Source organism: Prochlorococcus sp. MIT 1314 (assembly GCF_034093315.1).
In the GTDB taxonomy this organism is placed as follows: domain Bacteria; phylum Cyanobacteriota; class Cyanobacteriia; order PCC-6307; family Cyanobiaceae; genus Prochlorococcus_A; species Prochlorococcus_A marinus_Y.
In genome coordinates this window covers 243159-257820 of the sequence record NZ_CP139300.1, presented here as the reverse complement: position 1 = coordinate 257820, position 14662 = coordinate 243159, and the positions used below count along the sequence as shown (strand labels likewise).

Genomic DNA, 14662 nt, shown 5'->3' with positions numbered 1-14662 from the left:
AAAAATATTAACTAGCGATGAAATTACCACAGCGTTGTTTGTCTAAAAAGTTTATGTGTTTTCTTTCTAAGTAATATAGTTCCTGAAATTTAATCGCATCTGAATTTAAATCTTTAAAAAGATCATCTATCTCTTTATTGGTATTTGAAGAACCTGAAGAGGAAGTATCAATTAGAATAGATATACAATTTTCTAACGTTTTTAATCTTTGAGATCCCCAAGATTCGATCAAGTGTCTACATCTTTTTAGAGAATTATATCTTTCAATAAGTGATAAAGTACCAAGTAAATTATCTTTGGGATTACTAAGCATTGTTAAATACAACTCATCTGGATTAACAAAAATATTAATTTTATTTGATAATTCACCATTATTAAGAGCTAAGTAATCTGGCAGAAGAGAAATTAAGTTAATATCAGAAAAATCCTTTTTAAGAATTTGATTATTTGATTGTTTTAATTCATTTAAATAATTTGGACCAAGATTATTTTGTTCGATTTTTGAAATGGCCTCCCATACATTTTGAATATAATTAGTATTAAAACAATTAATTTCTCTTTTAAGAAATTCATCACGAATAAAGAGCCTAAGATTAGGACAATGAAGATAATAAAAAATTATTTCAGATTCATTTTTTTCACGTCGAGAAATTTCATGGGGTTGCTCAAATTTTTTTGCTCTGCCGTGCCAACGAAATCCTTTGACTTGATTTCTTAAATCCTGTTCGAACTGTATCGCCAACCTGGCTTGACCTTTACTTAATCTTTCGGAAACTATTTGTAAATAATGGGTTCTGGTTGATGATTGAGGTAATTTACTTAACAACTTTACCAATGAATAAATAACAGTCTGAAAATCTTCAGACTTAGTTAGATCTCTATTGTTAAATATCTGATCAATCTCCCAATCAATCCAAAAGGATGATTTATCAATTAAATTAAAATAGTCTTCTGGAGTATGTCTTTTAAGATATTCGTCAGGATCTTTAAAACCATTAAGTTGAAGTATTTTTAAATTAATTTGGTCATAGAGAGATAGACTTTCCACCTCTTTTATTACTCTTTTTGTGGCTCTTATCCCTGCATTATCAGAATCAAAATTCAAGATTATATTTTTATTATCTGTACATCTACATAATTGGGAAATTTGATACTTATTTAATGCAGTACCAAGAGAAGCTACAGAATTGGTAATACCTTTAGAATGAAGAGAGATTACATCAAAGTAACCTTCCACAATTATAGCTTTATCCATTTTTCTTATATTGCTAGATGCTTTATCGAATGCAAACAACATTTTCCCCTTTTCAAATATTTCAGATTCAGGAGAGTTAAGATATTTAGGTTCCTGACCATCCAGAGATCTTCCCCCAAAGGCAACTACACGTCCCTGCATATCATGTATTGGCACAATTAATCTATTTCTAAAACGATCATAGATTTTGTCAGAATTATCTTTAGAAATTGCAAGGCCTGAATCTAAAATAAGATTAATAGGAAATTTTTCTACCTTGGAAAGATATTCAAATAAATCATTCCATGAGTTTGGAGCAAAACCTAATTCAAAGTTATCAATAATTTTGTTATTAAAGTTTCTCTTAGATGTTAAATATTTCATAGCATCAACACCTAAAGAATTATTTAATTGAGACTTAAACCAATTTTTAGTGACTCTTAGTATTTTATACAGTTCTTCCTTTTTAGATAATTGTTTTTTATATGCTTCTACTTGAGGGCCATCAAGATTTTCAACATTAATATTATTTTTCTTAGCAAGAGAAAGGACAACATCAGAAAAATTAGCACGTGTAAATTCCATTAAAAATTTTATAGAATTCCCACCAGCACCACAAGAAAAACAATAATAAAATTGTTTACTTGGAGATACTGTCATAGAGGGTTTTTTATCATCATGAAAAGGGCAAATACCAACAAACTCCTTCCCTTTTTTCTTAAGTACAATATGTTCAGATATTACTTCGACAATATCTGACTTTTCTTTAACTTCCTGAATAGTTCTTGGATGTATAGAATGAACCATTTAGAATTTTACTAAGGAGCAAATAATGATTTTATTGTTATAGTTCAAAATCAAATAGGAATCTACTTAATTTCACAATAAGAATATTTTTTTAAATAATGAATATCGCAAAATTAGAAAAGAAATTAAACTCTTTGAATAAGTTTAATTTAGTATTTGCCTCATTTTTCTTTAGTTTGATGACTTTATGTGTAAAAAATATTGATAAAAGGATACCTATTTATGAATTAGTTTTTTTCAGATCTTTACTGAGTTTGAGCATTACATTATTTATAATTAAAATTAAAAATATAAATCCTTGGGGAGAAAATAGACCATTACTGATTCTAAGAGGTCTTCTAGGAACATCAGCATTATTTTGTATTTTTTATGCGATACGAAATATGCCTCTTAGTTTATCTACTGTTATTCAATATACCTATCCTATTTTTATATCTATATTTGCTGGCATATTAATAAACGAAAAAATAACTAGGAAATTGTTTTTTGCTTTAATTATTGGCTGGACTGGAATATTATTAATATTAAATCCAAATCAATTATCAAATATAAATGTTCTAATAGATAATACTTCGGTTTCGATAGCTTTTCTTGGTTCTATCTTCACTGCATTGGCTTACATTACAGTAAAGAAACTTTCATTTACTGAAGATGTCTATGTAATTATTGAATATTTTCCACTGGTTTCTTTAATAACACTATCACCAATTGTCTTAATTAACTGGATTACTCCAAATTGGTATGAATTAATATGGATTATTGGTATTGGTATATTTACACAATTAGGACAAACTTTCTTAACTATAGGATTAAAAAATTTACCTGCTTCTGAGGCTTCTACTATTAACTATTTACAAGTTTTATTCGGATCAATTTGGGGATTATTATTTTTCAGTGAAGTAATAAATATTACTTTTGTATTAGGAGCTTTGTTAGTTTTATTAGGAACTATTATATCTACTACCAAAATAACCAAAAACGCATAGAATATTATGAGAGTTCAAAATTCTGTGAGATTATTCTATCTAACCTTATTGTTTTGTTGTTGCCCTATCCTTCCAATTAGAGCAACAACTCCAAAGTCAGTAACTTGTACAAGAACTGAATATAGAGAAGAATATATACCTGGAACAAAATCAAATCCTGGCTATGTAAGAAGTTATGAAATAGATGTTGAAATACCCTGTGGAGGTCAAAATCGAGCAGAAGCAATAGATGATAATGACTGTAGTGAAGGTTCAGTTATTGGAGGACTTCTTGGTGCTGGAATAGCACTTTCCTCCTCTAGAGGCAAAGATAGATTTTGGGCTGTACCAGCTGGTGGCACTGCAGGGGCTCTTATTGGATGTCAGGTGGATGGTGGTTAATTGATTAGTTGGATAAGTGGAGAACTGATTGAATCATGGAAAATCAATCATAAATTTTTTGTTTTAATAAATTGTCAAGGAATAGGATATGAAATTCAAATATTAGAATCATTTTTCCTCAAATTAAACACAAATAAGATACGAAATAAAAAACTTAATCTTTGGATAAAACATATTAAGAAAGAGGATTCAGATTTTTTATTTGGCTTTACCTCGAAGGATCAAAAGAATTTTTTTATTGAAATTTTAAATATCAGAGGTGTTGGATCCCAAATAGGTATGGCAATATTAAACAAATTTTCCATTAGTGAAGTTATCAATGCAATTAATACTCAAAACAAGCAATTAATTAGTTCAGTCCCAGGTTTAGGTAAAAAAATGACTGAAAGGCTAATTTTAGAATTAAAAAATAAATTTAAAAATGAATTACAAATTGAGGAAGAGAAAAACAAAGAAGCCTTTCTAATTAAGAATAATGAAATCAAAAAATTACATGATGACCTTAAGTTAACCCTAAAGTCTTTAAATTATACTCAAAAACAAATTAGCAGTATTTTGCCAATTATTATTAAAGAAACAGTTATTCTTACCAAAAAAGAAAAAAATATATCATTTGAAAAATTATTGAAGTTAGCTATGAATTATTTAGATAGTAGTAGTAGTAATATAGACATATAACGTAGTAAGATAGACTTGAGAAAAAAATTTTTTATGTCATTAGATACAGCTGAAAAACAAAAGATTATTGAAACCCATCAGGTTCATGCAACTGATACAGGCTCAGCGGAAGTACAAGTTGCAATGCTGTCTAAAAGAATCTCTAAATTAAGTGACCATTTACAAGGAAACATTCATGATTTTGCTTCAAGGCAAGGATTATTAAAAATGATTGGGAAAAGGAAAAGATTACTAACTTACATAAAAGATAAAAATGTCCAAAAATATCAAGCATTAGTAAATAAAATTGGAATCAGAGGATGATTTCCGTTAATGAAAAAAAAACAACCAAAAAAAAAGATAATTAATAAAAAGAAAAATACTTTATCTGAGAAAACAGCATTTTCCAATCTAGAAAAAAAACCTAAAACAGTTATTACAGCGAAGCCAACAAATAGTGGAATTCCCAAATATGTAGCAGATAGGATGGCAAGAAGAATCTTTTTCACAACAGGAATACCGACTATAATGGGAATGTCAGTATTTGTAGTTAGCTACATTATCGTTACTAGAAACATCGCTGAAATACCTCCTTCTTCAACAATTGCGATATCAGCATTATTTTTCTTGATAGGTCTTGCAGGATTGAGTTATGGAATATTATCAGCTAGTTGGGATAAAGAGCCTGGTTCTATTTTAGGTATTGAAAATATTCCAATGAATATAAAAAGAGCAAAAGCTGCCTTCAAACCAGCAACTCAAAACTTTGAAGAGAATAGTTAGTCTAGGAAACTAAGGATTTCAAATTAACTTTAAATGATTTATTTTCTAATAATTTGCACGCTCCTTCTATATTGCCAATACAAAATTGTTCACCAAATTTAACGTAAGTAACACTATTTTTATTTCTTACTGCTGCCAAAACTGGAATCTTGATTCCGCATTTACCCCTATCTGGCTTAAATTTAATTAAACAGTCTCTTAAAGTATTTTGTATTCTTACATCTGATGCTTGAGAACTTTCAAGATTAATAATAAGCAATTTAAGGTTATCTATTTCCCTACAATCATCAATAATTAATTGGGTCTTATCACTTTTTTTATCTATAGTTCCCCACACCAACAATCTAGTATCAGTCAAAAGAAATTCTGATAATCTGAGATAGGTTTTAGGGAATACTATTGCCTCGCAACTTCCAGAAAGATCTTCAAGCTGAACTATAGCCATCTTATCTCCTTTTTTCGTTGTTATTTGCTTTAATTCAGGGATCATACCAACTAAAGAGACTTTAGTTCTATCTTTTGTTTCTTCTAACTGCGAAATACTAGTTGGGGAAATAAGTTTTGCTGGCTTAGTTAAATGTTTTAGAGGATGATCAGATAAATAAAAACCTAAAAGCTGTTTCTCTAACTTTAACTTCTCAATTAGTGAATAATCCTCAACTTTAGCTAATTGCGTATTTGATAATGCTATATTTGCAGATTCTTCTTTTGAATCAAATAGATTTCCTTGCCCAGACAATCTATCACGATTTCTTGAAGAGGCCCATTCAATAGTATGTTCAAGATCTGACAACAATTGAGCTCTATTATTGTTAGTTGAAAAATCATCTAGGGCTCCACAGTGAATTAGAGATTCGAGGTTTCTTTTATTAAGAAGATTAGAAGGTAGACGATCGCACAAATCATATAAAGACTTAAAATGACCAAATTTATTTCTATTTTCAATAATATTTCTTATCGCAGAATCTCCTAAATTCTTAATTGCAGAAAGTCCAAATAAAATCTGATTATTCATTATAGTGAAATCAATACCAGAGAAATTAATACTTGGTGAAATAACTTCTATACCCATCGAATAACAATTAGAAATATATCTTTGCATCTTGTCGCTGGAGCCTGAATTAACGCTTAAAAGAGCTGCCATATATGCAACAGGAAAATGGGCTTTTAAAAATGCAGTTTGATAAGTTACTGCACCATAAGCTGTTGAGTGGCTTTTATTAAAACAATATTCTGCGAATAAAACCATTTGATCAAAAAGATCATTAGCTAATTTTTCATTCACACCCTTTTTTATAGACCCTCCCACAAAAATATTTCTATGTTTTACCATCTCTGATACTTTCTTTTTTCCCATTGCTCTTCGAAGTAAATCAGCATCACCGAGAGAATAACCTGCTAAGTCCTGGGCAATTTTCATGATTTGTTCTTGGTAAACCATAATTCCATAGGTTTCAGTAAGAATTGACTTAATAAAGGGATGAGGAAAATCAACCTTTTCATTCCCATTTTTTCGATTTATGAATTTAGGGATAAGTCCAGCATCAAGCGGACCTGGTCTATAAAGAGCTAAAATAGATGAAATATCCTCAAGAGAATTAGGTTTAAAGTCCTTAACAACTTGTTTCATCCCAGAAGATTCTAGTTGAAAAATACCTTCAAGATCTCCTCTTCCAATAAGTTCAAATGTTTTACCATCATTTTGAGGTAACTCATCAATATTTATTTTCTTTCCTGTTGATTGATTAATCAAAGAAACTGTTTTATCGATCATAGTAAGATTTTTTAAGCCTAAAAAATCCATTTTCAATAATCCAAGTGACTCAATATCATCCATAGAATATTGAGTTATTATTTGACCTTCATTATTCCTTTGCAGAGGTACAAGCTCGTCGAGAGGATCAGAGGCAATTACAACTCCTGCAGCATGAACTCCATAGGTTTTATTGGTTCCTTCAATTCTCATAGCCAAATCAATCCACCTTTTCACCCTATTGTCATTAATGTATTTTTCTCTAAACTCCTTGACAGGAGTATTCTTATCGATCATTTCATTAAGTTTATATGGTTTCCCTCTCACAACCGGTATTAACTTAGCCAATTTATCTGCCTCGCCATAAGGAATAGCTAGAACCCTTGCTACATCTTTTAATACTGCTTTAGAAGTCATTTTATTAAAAGTAATTATTTGAGCAACTTTATCTTCACCATATCTATTAGTTACATAATCAATTACTTCGTTTCTCCTATCAATGCAAAAATCGGTATCAATATCAGGCATAGACATTCTTGCTGGATTTAAAAATCTCTCAAACAATAATCCGTGCTCAACAGGATCTATATTTGTTATTTGAAGAGAATAGGCAACTAGTGAACCTGCCGCAGAACCTCTTCCTGGTCCAACTGGAATAGAATTATCTCTAGCAAATTTGATATAATCCCAAACAACCAAGAAATAATCTGGGAAACCCATATCTTTTATTATTTTTAATTCTGAAGATAATCTTTTTTTATAAATATCATCAACTTCTTTAAGATCGTTTGTTTTAAGTCTCTTTACAAGACCTTCATAAGATAATTGTGTTAAAAGAGAGAATGAATCTTTGTCATCGTTAAGAGGGAATTTTGGCATTCTATATTTACCAAACAATTCAAATACTTCAATTTTTTGAGAAATTTCTACTGTATTGTTAACTGCCTCTTTAATTGACTCATCATCAATATGATCTTGAAAAAGTTCAAGCATTTCTTGTTCACTTTTAATATATTCTGTACCTGTATATCTCAATCTTTTTTCATCACTTATAAGTTTTCCTGTTAATACGCAAAGCAAAGCATCATGTGATTCAACATCCATATTAGATATGTAGTGAGCATCATTTGTAGCAATAACTTTTATCTGATGCTTCTTCCCAATTTTCAATAATTCCACATTAACAATTCTATCCTCAATAGAACCATGATCCTGAATTTCTAGATAAAAATCTTCTGCAAATAATTTTTTATACCAAAGAGCTATATCCTCTGCTACATCTAATCTTCCTTTCAAGATAGCTTGAGGTATTTCACCACCAAGACAAGCTGTAGAAACTATAAGTCCTTCCTTATATTTATTTAAAAGAAATTTATCAATACATGGTCTAGAGAAGATCCCACGACCTCTCATACCATTTAAGTGACTAATCGTTGTTAATTTTACAAGATTTTTATAGCCAGTATAATTTTTTGCTAATACAACCAAATGATATCTTTTTTCTTTTTTGGGTTGAGGATCATCAATAGAACCATTAATGACATACATTTCATTACCAATAATAGGTTTTATACCTCTCTCTTTACACTTCTTGACTAAATCAAGAACTCCATACATAACTCCATGATCAGTTAGAGCTATAGAATCCATTCCTAGATCACAAGCTTTATCAACAATTTTGGAAATTTGACTTGCTCCATCAAGTAGACTGTAGTCACTATGATTATGAAGCGGAACGAAACCCATACTCAATCAATTTATATATATAAGATAGAGAAAAATTCTAAAAGGTCTATACTTTTTGATTACAAATTAATTTTTAATAAAGTTTTAGAATAAAGGTCTATTCTTAATTACCTGAGCATCAATCTCGAAAATATTTGCTGCATTCAGTATTCTTTTTTCTTCCAATACATTACCTATTAGTTGAAGTCCTATTGGTAATCCTTTTGAATCAAAACCACAAGGAATACTTATAGCTGGTAGTCCTGCTAAATTAGCGGGAACTGTTAACAGATCAGATAAATACATAGAAAGTGGATCATTTGTAAAATCACCCTTCAAAAAAGCAGTAGTTGGACAAGTAGGTGTTAATAAAATATCTACTTTCTTAAAAGCATTATCAAAATCCTTTCTTATTAGTGTTCTAACTTTTTGTGCTTTCTTGTAATAGGCATCACTGTATCCAGCTGATAAAGCATAAGTTCCTATCAAAATTCTTCTTTGCACTTCATCTCCAAATCCTTCAGCTCTACTTTTAGAAGTCATATCTAAAAGATTAGCTCCTTCACTCGATCTGTAACCATATTTAACACCATCGTATCTAGCTAAATTTGCAGAGGCCTCAGATGGTGCAATCACATAATATGTGGCTATTCCATCGTTAAACCTAGGACATTCAACTTCAATAATTTCTGCTCCTAAGGTTTTGAATCTCTCAACACCAGAAAGAACAGATTCTTTAACTTCTGGATTAAGACCTGGATGTTCAAAGCATTCTTTAATAATTCCAATTCTCAAATTCTTTATAGATTTATTTAAATCACTCAAATAATTTGGTACTGGGATATCAAGACATGTTGAATCTAAGGGGTCTTTGCCAGATATTGAATAAAGGATTTCGGCAGCATCTGAAACAGTATTTGTAATGGGGCCAATTTGATCAAGAGAGCTAGCAAATGCTACTAATCCCCATCTACTTACTCTTCCATAGGTAGGCTTAAGTCCCACAACTCCACAAAAAGAAGCTGGTTGTCTTATTGAACCTCCAGTATCAGAACCTATCGCAGCGGCACATAATCCCGCAGCAACTGAAGCAGCACTACCTCCTGAACTACCTCCTGGAACTCTATTAATATCCCAAGGATTTGAAGTAACACCAAATACAGAAGTTTCTGTAGAACTACCCATTGCAAATTCATCTAAATTTGTTTTACCTAAACAAATTCCACCCGAAGTCCATAATTTATTTGAGGCGGTCGATTCGTAAGGGGCAACAAAGCTTTTGAGCATTTTACTTGCACAAGTAGTTACGACTCCCTTTGTACAAATGTTATCCTTAACTGCTATTGGCATTCCAGCAAGAGGAGGTAGTATTTTTTCATCTTGTATTAATTTATCTATATTTTCAGCTTGTGATATGGCATTATCTTTTGTCGTGCAAATGTATGAGTTAATTTCAATATCTTTAGAATCAATTTTATAAAAGAAATCAGTTACTAATTCTTTTACAGAAGTATTTTTAGTAATAATTTTCTTTCTTAAAGAATTAAAATTCATTTATCAAGTTACTTCTTAAAATTAAAGATTAAATAACAGTTAATGGTTCTTCTTTTTTACAGCGAAGTAGACTATGTTTAATATTTGTGGAACCTTCATCAGAAAGATCTTCTATAAATGAGGACATATTTTCTTTTAAGCTTCGCTTTGTAATAAATGGACCATACCAATAGGTGGTAGTGGGTTGATCTGTTTCAATCTTCGCCCACCAGGCTAATCCAAGTTTGTTTCCTAGTTTTCTAATCAAATTTTATTGGCCTTGTAAGACCATCAATTCTTGTTAAATTCTATACAATTTTGTAGTAAAAATTCAATAAATTTATATTAATTATATAAATGTATTGAAACAACAATATTCTAGACGACAAAAAAATTTGACTTTTGAAAATTAATCTTAATTACTTGTCAATTGAAATAGTGATATCGCTGCTGCAACAGATGCATTTAAACTTGATGTTTTACCTTTAAGAGGAATGTTTAAAAGAAAATCACATTTTTTTTGAGTAAGTAAAGAAATACCTTTATCTTCAGCCCCAACTATAACAACCAATGGAGTTTTTTCATGAAACTTTGAGATCGATAATTGACCATCTCCAGATAATCCAATAACAACAAAACCATTTTTCTTTAGCTCCTCTAATGACCTATTTAGATTAACAACTCTACTTACTGGCAAATGCTCCAAGGCTCCTGCAGCCACCTTGGCAACAGTTCCCGTTAAACCAGCAGATCTTCTTTGAGGGATAAGGATACCCTTGCAACCAAATGCTTCTGCTGATCTTATAATTGCACCAACATTATGTGGATCAGTTATTCCGTCTAAGGCCAGAATAATTGGATTTGAAGAGTTTTTTTTAGAAAGTTCGATTAATTTTTCTAGGGATATTGTTTTTGAGTAGGCCAACTGCAACGCAACACCTTGATGTGTAGCACCAAATGTCAATTGCGAAAGCCTATTCCAAGAAACTTCTTCAATGAGGACTCCTTTTGATTTGAGGTCCTTGAGTAAAATATAGAATTTCTCTGAAGAAAAGATTTCTGATGTACACCATATTCTATTAATAGCTCTATCACTGGTAAGACACTCAAAAACGGAATGTTTTCCCCATATCCAATCATCGAAATTTTTTTTATTTGCAAGCTCTTTGTAAATAGGTGCAGCATTATTCGAAATTTCTAATTTAGATTTATTTATTGGCTTTCTCCTTCTTGAAGATGAAAAGTTGCTTTTCTTTTTATTACTTTCATTTACATTGTTAACGCCCTTATTTTTTTCAGATTGGCTCAAAAATATACTATTTTTTGAGGATTTAATATTTTTAGAGTAAAAATTAGAATTAGAATTCTTTTTGTATTGTTTACCATTTTTTCCAGAAAAATTATTTTTAGAGGAGTTTTTCATAGATTTGATTCATTTAAATTTCAAGATATTCAAAAAGTGTTGATAATCTTTGAGGATCTTTCAGGAAAAGCCATCCTATCAGGGCTTCGAAACCTGTTGCTCTTGAATATATTGTAGGGTCAGAAGTCTTTGGGTTTCTCTTCGTTTTATTTCTAGCACGTCTAATTAAATCTATTTCATTTTCATTTAATAAATGTTCAATTTGACTTAAAGATTTTGATTGAGATTTAGCCTTTACTTCGTTTACAACTGATAAGTGAAGTTCTTTTGATTTCAAAGGAAAATGAACATGTCTTAGTCTTTGATGAAGTTCCCATACTGAATCACCAAGCCAAGCAAGTTGAATAACACCAATTTGTTCAGGAGAGCCATATGGAACCAAGTTTTGAATCCAATTATTCAATTTTTTAAATACTTTAAAGCATCTTCAAGACTAGACTTTAAATTAAGAAAATCCCCTAAACGGACAAGTTTAATTGTTTGAGCAACTCTCGAATTACCAACAACTGAGAAACCAAGCTTCAACTTTTTACATTCTTTAGCAGTCTGAACAAGAGCTCCAAGACCAGAAGAATCTAAAAAATCAATTTTTGTAAGATCAATTACGAATGGGAGCTCATTTTGTAAATTATTAGTTACGTAAGACTTAAATTGTTTTTCTGAGAAGGCATCAAGTTGACCTTTAAAAGTAAAAACAATAATATTTGTTTTTACATCGAGGCTTCCTCTTAAAGAAACCGTTAACTTTTGAAAATCTTCTATGATCTAATCCCTCCAAAAAATTAAAGTATCAAATGTAATTATCAAATCAAAAGAAAACAATATGTCAACATCTTTCTAACATTAGAGAAACAAATTTTTTAAATAAATAATCTGAATCATGTGGGCCTGGTCCTGCTTCTGGATGATATTGAACGCTAAATATTGGCTTATTATTAACTTCCAATCCAGCAACCGTATTATCGTTAAGGTTGTAATGAGTTATTTTAACAATGTCCTTTGAGAGAGAATTAGGGTCAATAGCAAAACCATGATTCTGACTAGTTATCTCAATTTTATTATCCATTCCGCAAGGATGATTTAAACCACGATGTCCAAAAGGGAGCTTATAAGTAGAACCTCCTAAGGCTAATCCAAAGATTTGATGACCAAGGCAAATTCCGAACATAGGTATTTGACCATATTCGATAAGTGATCTTGCTAAATCTATACCTTCAGAGACTGAAGAAGGATCACCTGGCCCATTAGAAAAGAATATACCATCAGGATTATTAGATAGAACATCTTTTAAAGAAGAGTGGGAAGGTAAAACTAAAATTTCACAACCATGGGCAACTAATCTATTTAAAATTGATTTTTTTATTCCAAAGTCGATTGCTACTATTTTTAATTTATTAGTCTTTTCATAATATCTTTGTCTAACATCAAAATTTGTTTCTGTAGGATCTCGCCATAAATAAGGTTGCCTTGTTGAAACTAATTTTGATAAATTCAAACCCTCCATATTAGGCGTATCATCGATTATTTTTAAGCAACTTTTTACAGTTTTATCTTCGGAGGTAAGAACTCCATTCATCGAACCATTAGATCTTAATATCTTAACAAGAGCCCTTGTATCAATACCATAAAGACCGATAATATTTTTCTCAACCAACCATTGATCAAACGTCTTTAAAGATCTCCAATTACTATTATTTGATGAATAATTCCTAACAATTATTCCTTTAACACTATTACTGGATTCTGAATCTTCAAGATTAATACCAGTATTTCCGATTTCTGGATAAGTGAATGTTAATATTTGGCCATAGTAGCTTGGATCAGTAATAACTTCCTGGTATCCAGTCATTCCAGTATTAAAAACTATTTCGCCAACTGCAGTACCCTCAGCTCCAAAAGAAAATCCTGGGAATATAATTCCATTACTTAAAACTAATTTGGCATTTTTTTTATAGGGATTAATCATCAATTTGAAATTTATTCATCTGTGGATAAAAAAGTTTTTAATAATAAAAATTTTTTCCAAGGATTTCCTTGATTTATTGAATACAAAGCTTTATTAAAGCCTTTATGTAAATCATCCTCAAGTCCTGATACCCAGAGAACTAATGCAGTATTTAAGGCTACAACTTCTTTATGTGATTTTTGTCCAGAACCATCTAAAACAGACTTTAATATTTCCTCATTAGATTCTCTATTAGAAACTTTAAGCTTATCGTTTAAAGTATTTTCAAGATTGAAATCTGAAATATTTATTTTAGAAAATCGTAATTTACCATTTTCAACGAATACTAATTTATTATCTCCCTGAAGTGAGGCTTCATCAAGCCCACCAGCTCCATGAACCACTATTACTCTATTCATGCCCATTTTCAATAGTGCACTTCCCATAGGTTCTAAAAGATCTTCGGAGGCTACCCCCAATACTTGCGCATCAGGTCTTAAAGGATTTACTAATGGTCCAAGTTGATTAAATACAGTTCTTATTCCAAGGTCCTTTCTTAATGGAGCAAGTTTTATTAAAGATTTATGCCAAAGAGGGGCAAACAAAAAAGTTATCCCAACTTCATTAACAGCAGAGATTACTTTTTCTAATGAACAATTTAAATTTAAACCAAGATTCAACAAAACATCTGCAGAGCCAACTTTTCCACTAGCACTTTTATTTCCGTGTTTAGCAATTTTCACACCACAAGATGCAGATACAAATGCCACTGCAGTAGAAATATTAAATGTATTAGCCCCATCACCTCCAGTTCCACAAGTATCTACCATATACAAATTTGGTCTCGCTACTGGCAATTCGCAAACATTTAAGAGTTCTTCAGCCATAGAAGATAATTCAACTCCTGTGCAGCCCTTAGCTCTTAAAGCGGCCAAAAATGCTCCGGTTTTAACCTCAGATATTTCATCATTAAGCCATCTTTGCATTAATGATCTAGAAGTAAAATCATCGAGGTTTTCCCTCTTTAACAAAGTATTTAAAATTTCAATATTCGAAAGATTTGAAGACATTTATTTATTTATTAAAAAAATATGAAGGTAATTCAATTTGACGTATCAAAACCTGAACCAACTAAATCTTTATTTGTATTAGAAGGCCTGAAGCTTTTTGACCAAATATTTTTTGTTTTTGTAAAAAGATCATTTTTAGTGGTTTTCCAAAATTTTAAAATTTTTTCAATATCATTTTTAATTTCAATTTCACCGGGAAAATTAGTATAACGATTTATTAATCTTGCTAAATTAATAAAGTCAATCTCTTCTGGTTTTTCTTTGATAATAAGAGAATCTATAATATTCTTATCTGTTGCATGTAATGGATGAGTTTGTTCGTTACTCATAAAAAAATACTGAATCATTTATAAAATTAGCTCACA

Annotated in this window: 15 protein-coding genes; 5 read left to right on the top strand and 10 right to left on the bottom strand. The window is 30.6% G+C overall.

The features are described from left to right. Positions 1–7: 7 nt before the first annotated feature. Entirely contained in the window at positions 8–2041 is a 2034-nt protein-coding gene (gene dnaG / locus SOI86_RS01520) for a DNA primase (protein WP_320681863.1), read from the bottom strand. A 95-nt stretch (positions 2042–2136) separates the two neighbouring features. On the opposite strand from dnaG, the gene SOI86_RS01515 reads away from it, so the two are divergent. Genes SOI86_RS01515 through SOI86_RS01495 form a run of 5 tightly spaced genes read left to right on the top strand, consistent with a single transcriptional unit; the run spans position 2137 to position 4848 of the window. Continuing rightward, the gene (locus SOI86_RS01515) at positions 2137–3027 is read left to right on the top strand and encodes a DMT family transporter (RefSeq protein WP_320682484.1); all 891 of its coding nucleotides are present in this window, start codon (positions 2137–2139) and stop codon (positions 3025–3027) included. Between the two features lie 6 nt (positions 3028–3033). Further along, positions 3034–3408 (top strand): glycine zipper 2TM domain-containing protein, encoded by a 375-nt coding sequence (locus SOI86_RS01510; RefSeq protein WP_320681862.1) that lies wholly within the window; start codon positions 3034–3036, stop codon positions 3406–3408. Further along, positions 3409–4086: a Holliday junction branch migration protein RuvA gene (gene ruvA, locus SOI86_RS01505; protein WP_320681861.1), complete on the top strand. Its 678-nt coding sequence runs from the start codon at positions 3409–3411 to the stop codon at positions 4084–4086. 33 nt (positions 4087–4119) lie between these two features. Beyond that, on the top strand, positions 4120–4389 hold the full coding sequence (gene rpsO / locus SOI86_RS01500) for a 30S ribosomal protein S15 (RefSeq protein WP_320681860.1): 270 nt from the start codon (positions 4120–4122) through the stop codon (positions 4387–4389). Between the two features lie 9 nt (positions 4390–4398). Further along, positions 4399–4848, top strand: a complete 450-nt coding sequence (locus SOI86_RS01495; protein ID WP_320681859.1) for a PAM68 family protein — start codon at positions 4399–4401, stop codon at positions 4846–4848. A 1-nt stretch (position 4849) separates the two neighbouring features. Here SOI86_RS01495 and SOI86_RS01490 read toward each other — a convergent pair whose 3' ends face one another. The 9 genes from SOI86_RS01490 to SOI86_RS01450 form a co-directional block, all read right to left on the bottom strand. Beyond that, complete coding sequence (locus SOI86_RS01490) at positions 4850–8347, bottom strand: DNA polymerase III subunit alpha (protein ID WP_320681858.1); 3498 nt, start codon at positions 8345–8347, stop codon at positions 4850–4852. 84 nt (positions 8348–8431) lie between these two features. Beyond that, positions 8432–9880: an Asp-tRNA(Asn)/Glu-tRNA(Gln) amidotransferase subunit GatA gene (gatA, locus tag SOI86_RS01485; protein WP_320681857.1), complete on the bottom strand. Its 1449-nt coding sequence runs from the start codon at positions 9878–9880 to the stop codon at positions 8432–8434. A gap of 28 nt (positions 9881–9908) precedes the next feature. Then, complete coding sequence (locus tag SOI86_RS01480) at positions 9909–10127, bottom strand: DUF1816 domain-containing protein (protein ID WP_320681856.1); 219 nt, start codon at positions 10125–10127, stop codon at positions 9909–9911. Positions 10128–10274: 147 nt separating this feature from the next. Beyond that, positions 10275–11282 (bottom strand): 23S rRNA (guanosine(2251)-2'-O)-methyltransferase RlmB, encoded by a 1008-nt coding sequence (gene rlmB / locus SOI86_RS01475; protein WP_320681855.1) that lies wholly within the window; start codon positions 11280–11282, stop codon positions 10275–10277. 13 nt (positions 11283–11295) lie between these two features. Then, complete coding sequence (locus tag SOI86_RS01470; RefSeq protein ID WP_320681854.1) at positions 11296–11685, bottom strand: Mini-ribonuclease 3; 390 nt, start codon at positions 11683–11685, stop codon at positions 11296–11298. Beyond that, positions 11682–12044 carry an STAS domain-containing protein gene (locus SOI86_RS01465; protein WP_320682483.1) on the bottom strand — a complete coding sequence of 121 codons (363 nt, stop codon included), beginning with the start codon at positions 12042–12044 and terminating at the stop codon, positions 11682–11684. Before SOI86_RS01465 ends, SOI86_RS01470 begins: the two co-directional genes overlap by 4 nt. 64 nt (positions 12045–12108) lie before the next feature. Then, on the bottom strand, positions 12109–13248 hold the full coding sequence (carA, locus tag SOI86_RS01460; RefSeq protein WP_320681853.1) for a glutamine-hydrolyzing carbamoyl-phosphate synthase small subunit: 1140 nt from the start codon (positions 13246–13248) through the stop codon (positions 12109–12111). Positions 13249–13259: 11 nt separating this feature from the next. Further along, positions 13260–14297: an anthranilate phosphoribosyltransferase gene (gene trpD, locus SOI86_RS01455; RefSeq protein WP_320681852.1), complete on the bottom strand. Its 1038-nt coding sequence runs from the start codon at positions 14295–14297 to the stop codon at positions 13260–13262. A 32-nt stretch (positions 14298–14329) separates the two neighbouring features. Further along, the gene (locus SOI86_RS01450; protein ID WP_320681851.1) at positions 14330–14626 is read right to left on the bottom strand and encodes a DUF3288 family protein; all 297 of its coding nucleotides are present in this window, start codon (positions 14624–14626) and stop codon (positions 14330–14332) included. Positions 14627–14662 lie beyond the last annotated feature (36 nt).